Source organism: Aeromonas sp. s9 (genome assembly GCF_040907765.1).
In the GTDB taxonomy this organism is placed as follows: Bacteria; Pseudomonadota; Gammaproteobacteria; order Enterobacterales; family Aeromonadaceae; genus Aeromonas; species Aeromonas caviae.
On record NZ_JBFOCK010000047.1, the window covers coordinates 1 to 8,987 of the forward strand.

Annotated in this window: 11 protein-coding genes and 1 pseudogene; 4 read left to right on the forward strand and 8 right to left on the reverse strand. The window is 61.8% G+C overall.

Annotated features, from left to right (window positions below):
- Positions 1 to 600: pseudogene (locus tag AB5Y54_RS09480) on the forward strand (ISL3-like element ISAeme19 family transposase); the annotation flags it as partial.
- Positions 601 to 639: 39 nt separating this feature from the next.
- On the opposite strand, the gene AB5Y54_RS09485 reads toward AB5Y54_RS09480, so the two are convergent.
- The 7 genes from AB5Y54_RS09485 to AB5Y54_RS09515 form a co-directional block, all read right to left on the reverse strand.
- Positions 640 to 1,116, reverse strand: a complete 477-nt coding sequence (locus tag AB5Y54_RS09485) for a DUF3299 domain-containing protein (RefSeq protein WP_010675589.1) — start codon at positions 1,114 to 1,116, stop codon at positions 640 to 642.
- A 31-nt stretch (positions 1,117 to 1,147) separates the two neighbouring features.
- Complete coding sequence (locus AB5Y54_RS09490; RefSeq protein WP_201922676.1) at positions 1,148 to 2,395, reverse strand: ABC transporter permease; 1,248 nt, start codon at positions 2,393 to 2,395, stop codon at positions 1,148 to 1,150.
- A 58-nt stretch (positions 2,396 to 2,453) separates the two neighbouring features.
- A complete protein-coding gene (locus AB5Y54_RS09495; RefSeq protein ID WP_201957025.1) occupies positions 2,454 to 3,140 on the reverse strand; it encodes an ABC transporter ATP-binding protein in 687 nt (228 codons plus the stop codon).
- A gap of 4 nt (positions 3,141 to 3,144) precedes the next feature.
- Entirely contained in the window at positions 3,145 to 3,723 is a 579-nt protein-coding gene (locus tag AB5Y54_RS09500) for a DUF2796 domain-containing protein (protein ID WP_223932085.1), read from the reverse strand.
- A gap of 36 nt (positions 3,724 to 3,759) precedes the next feature.
- Positions 3,760 to 4,050, reverse strand: coding sequence for a hypothetical protein (locus AB5Y54_RS09505; RefSeq protein ID WP_109112833.1), 291 nt, complete (start codon positions 4,048 to 4,050; stop codon positions 3,760 to 3,762).
- A gap of 43 nt (positions 4,051 to 4,093) precedes the next feature.
- Positions 4,094 to 4,636 (reverse strand): YtfJ family protein, encoded by a 543-nt coding sequence (locus AB5Y54_RS09510; RefSeq protein WP_010675585.1) that lies wholly within the window; start codon positions 4,634 to 4,636, stop codon positions 4,094 to 4,096.
- Between the two features lie 204 nt (positions 4,637 to 4,840).
- A complete protein-coding gene (locus AB5Y54_RS09515) occupies positions 4,841 to 5,719 on the reverse strand; it encodes a hypothetical protein (protein WP_010675584.1) in 879 nt (292 codons plus the stop codon).
- Positions 5,720 to 5,842: 123 nt separating this feature from the next.
- Here AB5Y54_RS09515 and AB5Y54_RS09520 point away from each other — a divergent pair, with 123 nt between their 5' ends.
- Positions 5,843 to 6,193 (forward strand): hypothetical protein, encoded by a 351-nt coding sequence (locus tag AB5Y54_RS09520; protein ID WP_010675583.1) that lies wholly within the window; start codon positions 5,843 to 5,845, stop codon positions 6,191 to 6,193.
- 26 nt (positions 6,194 to 6,219) lie between these two features.
- Here AB5Y54_RS09520 and ppa read toward each other — a convergent pair whose 3' ends face one another.
- Entirely contained in the window at positions 6,220 to 6,750 is a 531-nt protein-coding gene (gene ppa, locus AB5Y54_RS09525; protein ID WP_005335667.1) for an inorganic diphosphatase, read from the reverse strand.
- A 233-nt stretch (positions 6,751 to 6,983) separates the two neighbouring features.
- Between ppa and mpl the strand changes: the two genes are divergently transcribed.
- Positions 6,984 to 8,354, forward strand: coding sequence for a UDP-N-acetylmuramate:L-alanyl-gamma-D-glutamyl-meso-diaminopimelate ligase (gene mpl, locus AB5Y54_RS09530; protein WP_039040843.1), 1,371 nt, complete (start codon positions 6,984 to 6,986; stop codon positions 8,352 to 8,354).
- The gene (locus tag AB5Y54_RS09535) at positions 8,351 to 8,962 is read left to right on the forward strand and encodes a flavin prenyltransferase UbiX (protein WP_042864976.1); all 612 of its coding nucleotides are present in this window, start codon (positions 8,351 to 8,353) and stop codon (positions 8,960 to 8,962) included. The genes mpl and AB5Y54_RS09535 overlap by 4 nt, the downstream gene beginning before the upstream one ends.
- Positions 8,963 to 8,987 lie beyond the last annotated feature (25 nt).

Below are 8,987 nucleotides of genomic sequence, written 5' to 3' on the forward strand. Positions count from 1 at the left end.
CAGATTGAGGCGGTGGCGATGGACATGAACACGGCGTTCGACCTGGAGGTGAAGCAACACTGCCCGCAGGCGGAGGTGGTCTACGACCTGTTCCACGTGGTGGCTCGCTATGGCCGAGAGGTGGTGGACCGGGTGCGAGTGGAGCAGGCGAATGCACTGAAAAGCGATAAACCGGCGCGAAAAGTGGTCAAAAGTGCGCGTTGGTTGCTGCTACGTAATCGGACGAAGCTGAGTGAAAAACAGGATGTGAAGTTGCAGGAGCTGTTGGCGGCGAATCAACCGCTGGCGATGGTGTACGTGCTGAAAGAGGCGTTGAAGGGCATCTGGTATGCGCCGAGCGTGTGGGAAGGATGGCGACGATGGCGGAGCTGGATGCGGCAGGTGAAGGAAAGCGGGCTAGCGCCGCTGCAACGATTTGGTCGAAATTTATCGAAATATATGCGGGGGATCCTGGCGAGTGCAAACTACCCGATGCACACGAGTGTGCTGGAAGGGGTGAACAACAAGATCAAAGTGATAAAGCGCATGGCATATGGATTTAGGGACTCAGAATACTTTTTTCTGAAAATCAAGGCGGCCTTCCCCGGAAAGCCGCGATGAACCTAAAAAAATGGCCTCCCGGGGGAGGCCATCAGGGGCTCACTCTTCGTAGACGCTGACCTCGACCGCGTCCATGGAGTAGGAAGCGGTGGCCATCTCGTGGCTGGAGCTGACGGTGTGCATCTTGCCCTTGACCCAGATGGCGTCCCAGAGGTCATCCACCGGCGCCCCCTTGGGGTAGCTCACGTAGATCACCTGGTTGGTGGGCGGGGGCGGCACGTGAATGCAGGCGCCAAAGTAGGGGACCAGCAGGAAGGCGGTGATGGTCTTGGCATCCCCTTCCAGGGGCACCACGAACCCGGGGATCCGCACCTCCTGATTGTCCAGCTTCTTGTTGACGCCCCCCACCGGCTGCGGCACCGAGGAGAAGTCGCCATCATGGCTGACCTGGGGCGGTGGCAGCAGTTTTTCCCCCTCCGGGATGAGGATATCCCAGTCGATGGTCTTGTAATCTGCGGCCATGGCAGGCAGTACCAGCAGGCTGGCCAGCAGCGCCACTATTTTCCACTTCATCATCTGTTCTTCTCTCTTGGTCGGATGCGTCGGGTCAGACGCGAATGCTCATGCCGTCGCTCAGGCTGTAGCGGTAAGCGCGGGCGGCAGGCAGCAGCCCGATCACCATGCCCGCCAGCCAGACCAGGCCCAGCAGTTGCCACTCATAGGCGCTCGGCAGACCCAGGCTCATTTGCAGGCCATAGTGGCTGAGCAGCCAGGGGCTAGCAAGCCCCTGACCGAGATAGAGCGCGGCCACCCCGAGGGCGATGCCCGCCGTGGTGAGCGCCATCGCCTCCAGCGCCAGCAGCAGGAAGAGATGGGCAGGGCCCGCCCCCAGGGAGCGCAGAATGGCGAGCTCGCGGCGCCGCTCGTTGAGGCCGGCGAGCAGGGTGGTCAGCATGCCGATGAGGCCCGCCACCACCACGAAGCCCGCGATCACCGACAGGGCGGTCTCCGCCACGCTCATCAGCCCCCAGAGCTCCTGCAGGGCGGCTCCCGGCAGGATGGCCATCAGGGGCTCTTTGGGATAGGTGTTGACGCTGCGCTGCAACTGGAACGCCAGGATCCGGTTGCTCAGCCCCACCATGAAGGCGGTGATGGTCTTGGGGGTGAGATCCAGCGCCATCGCCTGTTCCGGGGTCACGTTCTTGCTGTGACGACCGGTGTCCCAGCCCAGATGGATCGCCTCTATGCCCGCCAGCGGCACATGGATAGTGCGATCGATGGGGGTGCCGGTGGGGGCCAGGATCCCCACCACCTTGAACGGCATGTTGTCGTGCTGGCTGAACGAGGTGTTGCCGGCGCCATGGGCGATGACGATGGATTGATCCAGGTGATAGCCGAGCTTTTCGGCCACCTGGGCACCCAGCACCGCTTCAAACGGTGTTTCGAAGGGGCGGCCTTCGCGCAGGACGAGCGCCTGCTGCTGGCCGTACTTCAGGTGGGTGAAGTAGTCCCCATTGGTGCCGAGCACGCGAAACCCCTTGTGGGAGTCGCCAAGGGAGAGGGGGATGGTCCAGGCGATACCGGGCCTGGCCTTGATGGCCTGGTAGGAGTCCCAGCCCACGTTGTTGGTGGGGTTGCCGATGCGAAACACCGAATAGAGCAGCAGGTTCACCTGACCGGAGCGGGCGCCGACGATGAGATCGGTGCCCGAGACGGTGTTGGCGAAGCTGTCCCGTGCCTGACTGCGCACCCGCTCCACCCCGAGCAGCAGGGTGACGCTGATGGCGACGGCCAGCAGGGTGAGCCCGGCGGTGAGGCGACGGGCCCAGAGACTTTGCAGGGCGAGTTTCAGCATGAGAGCCTCCGCAGTGAAGGGGAGATGGCCGGACGGGCTGCGAAATGATGGCGTGTGGTCATGCCGCCCTCCGGTTGAGCTGTTGCAGGTTCTCCACCCGGGGGAAGAGGGGCTCCAGATAGGGATCGTGACTGACGAAGACCAGGGTAGATCCCTGCTTGTCACACTCCTCGAACAGCAGCCGGATGAAGGCGGCCCGGTTGTCGGTGTCCAGGGCCGAGGTGGGCTCGTCGGCTATCACCAGAGGAGGGGAGCCTATCAGGGCGCGGGCGGCGGCGACTCGCTGCTGCTGGCCGATGCTGAGGGCGTGGACGGGGTGATGGAGCGCCTCATCCGGCAGTTGCAGTTCTGCCAGCAGGCGGCGCGCCTCCTGCTCGGGGCTCCCTGTCAGGCGGGCCCGCTTGGCGGGTGAAAAGGTGAGGGCAGCGGTGACGTTGTCCTGCACCGAGAGAAACGGCAGCAGATTGAACTGCTGGAAGATGTACCCCAGATTGGCCGCCCGGAACTGGTCACGGGCGCGGCCGGAAAGCCGGGCCAGGGGCTGGCCCAGCACTTCCAGGGTGCCGTGGTTGGCGGTCTGGATACCGGCCAGCAACCCAAGCAGGGTGGACTTGCCACAACCCGATGGGCCCTTGATGAAGACGCGCTCACCCTCGTGGATGCGAAGGGCGGGCAGATCGAGGACGGCTTCGTGACCCGGCCAGGCAAAGGCCAGATCACGGATCTCAACCACGGCATGTTTCATGGTGTTACCAGCCCAGTTTGTTGGCGGACGGAGTCAGTTCGGCGGCGGTCTGGCCGGTGGGCAGTATGCCCTGCACGCTCAGCTTCTCCAGGCTCGGGTAGAGGCTGAACAGGGTGGCCTCGAGACCGGTGAGCTTGGCCGGGGTAGCGCAGGTGTAGGTGTACATGGCTCCCATGTCCGCATGGCCCGCGTCGTCGTGATGGTGTTCATCGTGAGCGCCATCAGCCTTGTCGTGCTCGTGCTCGTGCTCATGGTCATGATCTTCCTTGGCGGCCTGCAGCTCCTGCTGGGTCAGCTTGCAGCCGGCGGCCGGGTCGAAACGGAAGAGGGCGTCGGGCTGCTGGAGGCGGGCCACCGCCTTGGCATACTGCGCTTTCTCCTCATCGGTGTTGGCGGCATGCTCGAAGCCCACCAGATCGGCGGCAGGGGCCTGCAACTCGATCATCAGCTGGTTGCCGTCGAGTACCAGGTTGAGGTGGCCGTGACCGTGCTCATGGGCACCGTGGCTGTGGCTTTCGTGTTCGTCGTGATGGGCCTGGGCGCCGAAGGCGGCAGCGGCCAGCAACAGGGTGACTGCTTTCATCGTTAATCCTTTTGAATAAATAGAGAAAAGATTGGTTCAAAAAAAGAAACAATGAAGGGGCGGCGGGGCGCGGATACGGCGATGTCCCGTGGTGCCGGTGGCCGCCCTCGGTTGGGGAGTGCCGATATACCGGTCGATGCCAAAGGAGAGGGAAGGGAGAACGGGGGTCGGCGTCAGTGCCAGCTTGCCATCCAGATGCAGGACGCAGAAGGTGCAGGCATGACCGTGATCGGGCAGGGCAGCTTCAAGAGGGTGCTGTGCCAGCGCCGGTTGCATCCACAACCAGCCCAGCAGCAACACCCAGATTGTCAGTGTGGAACGACCCATAGACCCTTGTGGAAAGGGCGCCATCAGCGCCCTTCTCTCTGATTCAGAGATGGGACTGGATGAGCCCCATCACCTTGGTTATCTCGGCGGCATCGAGCTGGCCATCTTTGGCAAACAGCACCTTGCCCTCTTTATCCAGCAGTATGATGGCCGAACTTTCCGGGGTGAGCGCCCAGGCGTTGCGGGCCATCCCCTTGGCATCCAGCACCATGGCGGACCAGGGGAACTCTTTCTTGCTGTCCTCGGCACTGCTCTTCACGAAACCGGACGTGCCCCAGATGGCGTCATTGCTGTTGATGATGGTGACGGTCTGGTACTTGTCGTGGGGCAGCTTGGCCGCCTTGATCGCCTCGATCATGGGGGCATTGAGCTCCTTGGCGCTGGAGCGACCCGCGATGTGCTGGATCAGGAAGACCTTGCCGGTCAGGACCTTGCTCTGCCAGGGCTGATAGCTGATCTCCTTCTCCTTGAGCACCAGCTCCCCCTTGTCGCTGATGTTGACCAGCGGCACCTGGGTTGATTCCTTGATGTTGTGGGCCATGACCAGGGTTGGCAGCAGCGCCAGAGTAAGCACGAGATGTTTCATCCGGATGACACTCCTTTGTGATGTTATAACGATTTTTGGGTCGAGGGAATGGGACCCTGAACATCCTAAACTGATCGGATCTGTTTAAAAAGTGTTAAATAATGCAGGGTGCGACGGTGATCTTGTCAACATGGGCGCCATCCCCCAATGACGGCGGCAAGGATGGCATGTCATCCATCAAAAGCAAGTGATGGTCAGAAGAGGCTAGTAGAGCGGTTCGCTGATCAAGGGAATCTGGGCCATGGTCATCTGCTGGGCCAGCAGGGGAGAACCGGTGAGCAGCACGTGGCGCTGATTGCCGATCACCAGGGTGTCTCCCTCAAGGCCGCTGTCGGCCGTGATGGCGAGCCAGGCCGGCGAGACGCTGCCGATGCTGATGTTCGGATAGATGATGCTGAGACTGTACTGGGGCGCCAGCTCCGCCAGCAGACTGGCCATGAGCAGCGCCTTCTCGTCGCTGTCGGCCTTGTTGTCCTGCAGGGCCTGCAAGGGCGGAGCGAAGTGGTCCATCTGCTCGGGCGGGGTGGGGATGCCGCTCAGCCACTCCTGCAGCAGGGTGACGCTGGTGGCGAGATCCTTGGCCGAAAACTGCTGTGCCAGGGGTTTGAGGTCTCCCTTGAACTGATAGAACAGCTGGGAGTAGTTGGGGCGCACACAGGGCAGCTTCTGGTTGGCCGGGTGCACGCAGGGCTGGACCCGCATTTCGTAGAAGGCGTCCTCCTGATATTGCCGGTAGGCCTGCCAGAACTGGGCGGATTCGAGGCTGCTGTCGTGCAGGGTAAAGGCCTGTTCCAGGTTGCGGAACTTGGTGGCCGTCTCCGGGCTGTGCTGGTTGATCTGGTTGATGCTGTTGTAGAGGCGCGGACTGATGTAGGAGTAGAGTGTTTCCAGCGGGAAGTTGAGGGCGGTGTCGAGCTGTGTCATCTCGTGACGGCTGGCTGAAAAGGTGCGCTCATCCGCCGTCAATTGCAGGTGCTTTTGCTGACCATCCGCAGATTGCCACTGCCAGCTCAGGTTGATCTCGTTGGCCTGCGCCATGGTGCCGAAGAGCAGACTGCACAGAAAGCCTTGTGCCAGTTTCATGGTGCGCCTCCGCCTGGGTCGATAATAAACAACTAGGTGAGTGACCGGCATTTGGATTGGTCTGGTGACAGATATATTGGTAATTATCTGATCTGACTTTAAATTTAATTCAGGAAATAAGTCATGGGGGAAATCATCATGAAGCTTGTTTCACGGTTTCTGCTGATATTGGTGGCCACGCCGGCGCTGGCGGGGCAGGTCATCGTCAATCAGGGGTTGTCCAGCGCGGATACCTTCGCCCTGCGGGATCAGCTGGCCCGGGAGCATGAATGGCAGGAGTGGCTGCGCTTCCAGCAGGCCATCAAGTGGCTGGAGGTGCTGCCGGTCAACTGCGATCTGGTGGGAGGTGCCGGTCAGGAATATCGCTGCGGTGATGACTATTACCGCCCCTATCGGCAAAACGGTCGCGACCTCTATATCCAGGGGGATCCCCCCGGAGCGTCCCCGCAACGACCAATAAAAAAGGCGCCATAAGGCGCCTTTTTTTGCGAGGGATACGCTTATTTTGCAGCGTAACGCTCGGCAGAGGTCTTGATCTCGGCTTCGGCAGCGGCCTTGTCGCCCCAACCTTCCACCTTGACCCACTTGCCCGCTTCCAGCTCTTTGTAGCGCTCGAAGAAGTGCTGGATCTGAGCTTTCAGCAACTCGGGCAGATCGTTCACATCCTGGATGTGATCGTACTGCTTGGTCAGCTTGGAGTGGGGAACGGCCACGATCTTGGCGTCTTCGCCTGATTCGTCGGTCATCTTCAGCACACCGACCGGGCGGCAACGGATGACGGAGCCGGCCAGCAGCGGGTAGGGAGTCGGAACCAGCACGTCGACCGGATCCCCGTCCAGGGACAGGGTGGCGTTCACGTAACCGTAGTTGCACGGGTAGAACATCGGGGTGGACATGAAACGGTCAACGAAGATGGCGCCGCTGTCCTTGTCGACTTCGTATTTGATCGGGTCGGCGTTCTGCGGGATTTCGATGATGACGTAGATGTCGTCAGGCAGGCTCTTGCCGGCCGGTACCAGGTTCAGGCTCATGACGTTTCCTTTGAGTGTTGGAGTCAAGTTTGCAGGCCGACATTATAGCGATGTCCCGTCAAATGACCATATTTCAAGGGCCGGGTGGCGTGGTGGAGGGTGGCTTTTCCCCGCGCTTGCCCGATTTCTGTCGTCTGCGGGCGCCGATGCCTTCGCTCCCCATGGGCGCGGCTTGTGCCACCGGGTCAACAGACCCTAGAATGCGCACTCCCTTTACTGGAAAAGGCAGCGGTATGCACATTCACATTCTCGGGATCTGCGGCACCTTCATGGGTGGTCTGGCGGTGTTGGCAAAACAGCTTGGCTATCGGGTGACCGGCTCTGACGCCAACGTCTATCCCCCCATGAGCACCCAGCTCGAGCAACAGGGCATCGAACTGACCGAAGGCTACGACCCCTCCCAGCTCGATCCGGCGCCGGATCTGGTGGTGATCGGCAATGCCATGAGCCGTGGCAACCCCTGTGTGGAATATGTGCTGGACCGCAATCTGCCCTATATCTCCGGCCCTCAGTGGCTGCTGGAGCACGTGCTGAAGGATCGCTGGGTGCTGGCCGTCGCGGGCACCCATGGCAAGACCACCACCGCCAGCATGCTGGCCTGGGTGCTGGAGTATGCCAAGCTGGAACCCGGTTTCCTCATCGGCGGCGTGCCGGGCAACTTCCCGGTTTCCGCCCGTCTCGGCTCGGCTCCCTTCTTTGTGATTGAAGCGGACGAATATGACTGCGCCTTCTTCGACAAGCGATCCAAGTTTGTCCACTACCACCCGCGCACCCTGGTGATGAACAACCTGGAGTTCGACCACGCTGACATCTTCCCGGATCTCGCCGCCATCCAGCGCCAGTTCCACCACCTGATGCGCACCGTGCCGAGCAACGGCCGGGTGCTCTTCCCCAAAGGTGATGACAACCTTACCGCCGTGCGCGAGATGGGCTGCTGGAGCGAGGTGGAGCTGGTGGGCCAGGACGACGCCAAGTGGAAGGCGGTGAAGCTGGCCGATGACGGCTCCGCCTTCGAGGTGTGGCTGGATGGCGTGAAACAGGGGGAGGTGCACTGGGAGTGCATCGGAGAGCACAACGTCAACAACGGTCTGATGGCCATCGCCGCCGCCCGCCATGCCGGTGTCATGGTGGAGCACGGGATCAACGCCCTCTGCCAGTTCAAGTCCCCCAAGCGGCGCATGGAGCTGAAAGGGGAAGTGGCCGGCATCAGCGTCTACGATGACTTCGCTCACCACCCCACCGCCATCGAGACCACCCTGGGCGGCCTGCGCGCCAAGGTGGGCAAGGCCCGCATCCTGGCGGTGCTGGAGCCCCGCTCCAACACCATGAAGCTCGGGGTTCACAAGGAGGAGCTGGCCGGTTGCTTCGACGGTGCCGACGAGGTGTTCTTCTTCCAGCCCCCCAACATCGGCTGGGATCTGGGGGAGGTGACGGCCCACATGACCCGGCCTGCCCGGGTATTCGAGGCCCTTGATGCCCTGATTGGCGCCCTGGTGGCCGAGAGCCGCCCAGGGGATCATATTCTGATCATGAGCAACGGCGGGTTTGGCGGCATTCACGACAAGCTGATCGCCCGCCTCAAGGAGCTGCAGAGCGCATCATGAACAAGGCCATCACTCTGGCGCTGACCGGTGCCTCCGGCGCTCCCTATGCCCTGCGCCTGCTGGAATGCCTGGTGCAGGCGGACTATCGGGTCTTCCTGCTCGCCTCCTCGGCGGCCAGGGTTGTGCTCAAGACCGAGCAGCAGCAGGATTGGCCGGGCTCCCCCAGGGAGCTGTCGGCGTACCTCTGTCGCCATTATGGTGCCAAAGAGGGTCAGATCGTCGCCTGCGGCAAGGAGGAGTGGTTCTCGCCGGTGGCCTCCGGCTCGGCGGCCCCCAAACAGATGGTGGTCTGTCCCTGCTCCATGGGCACCGTCTCGGCGATCGCCAACGGCACCTCGGACAACCTGCTGGAGCGGGCGGCGGACGTGGTGATCAAGGAGCGCGGCCAGCTGATTCTGGTGCCCCGGGAGAGCCCCTTCTCGGCGATCCATCTGGAGAACATGCTCAAGCTTGCCCGTCTTGGCGTGACCATCATGCCGGCGGCGCCAGGGTTCTACCATGAACCCAAAAGCATCGAAGATCTGGTGGACTTCATGGTCGCCCGCATCCTCGACCACCTGGGTGTCGAGCATGAGTTGACCAGTCGCTGGGGTTATGCAAACCACTGATACGGCGGGGAGCGGACAAAAAGCG

Bases quoted from the DNA above. Each gene is read 5' to 3' on its own strand.
- AB5Y54_RS09485 (WP_010675589.1), bottom strand. From the start codon at position 1,116: ATGATGAAGTGGAAAATAGTGGCGCTGCTGGCCAGCCTGCTGGTACTG.
- AB5Y54_RS09490 (WP_201922676.1), bottom strand. From the start codon at position 2,395: ATGCTGAAACTCGCCCTGCAAAGTCTCTGGGCCCGTCGCCTCACCGCC.
- AB5Y54_RS09495 (WP_201957025.1), bottom strand. From the start codon at position 3,140: ATGAAACATGCCGTGGTTGAGATCCGTGATCTGGCCTTTGCCTGGCCG.
- AB5Y54_RS09500 (WP_223932085.1), bottom strand. From the start codon at position 3,723: ATGAAAGCAGTCACCCTGTTGCTGGCCGCTGCCGCCTTCGGCGCCCAG.
- AB5Y54_RS09505 (WP_109112833.1), bottom strand. From the start codon at position 4,050: ATGGGTCGTTCCACACTGACAATCTGGGTGTTGCTGCTGGGCTGGTTG.
- AB5Y54_RS09510 (WP_010675585.1), bottom strand. From the start codon at position 4,636: ATGAAACATCTCGTGCTTACTCTGGCGCTGCTGCCAACCCTGGTCATG.
- AB5Y54_RS09515 (WP_010675584.1), bottom strand. From the start codon at position 5,719: ATGAAACTGGCACAAGGCTTTCTGTGCAGTCTGCTCTTCGGCACCATG.
- AB5Y54_RS09520 (WP_010675583.1), top strand. From the start codon at position 5,843: ATGGGGGAAATCATCATGAAGCTTGTTTCACGGTTTCTGCTGATATTG.
- ppa (WP_005335667.1), bottom strand. From the start codon at position 6,750: ATGAGCCTGAACCTGGTACCGGCCGGCAAGAGCCTGCCTGACGACATC.
- mpl (WP_039040843.1), top strand. From the start codon at position 6,984: ATGCACATTCACATTCTCGGGATCTGCGGCACCTTCATGGGTGGTCTG.
- AB5Y54_RS09535 (WP_042864976.1), top strand. From the start codon at position 8,351: ATGAACAAGGCCATCACTCTGGCGCTGACCGGTGCCTCCGGCGCTCCC.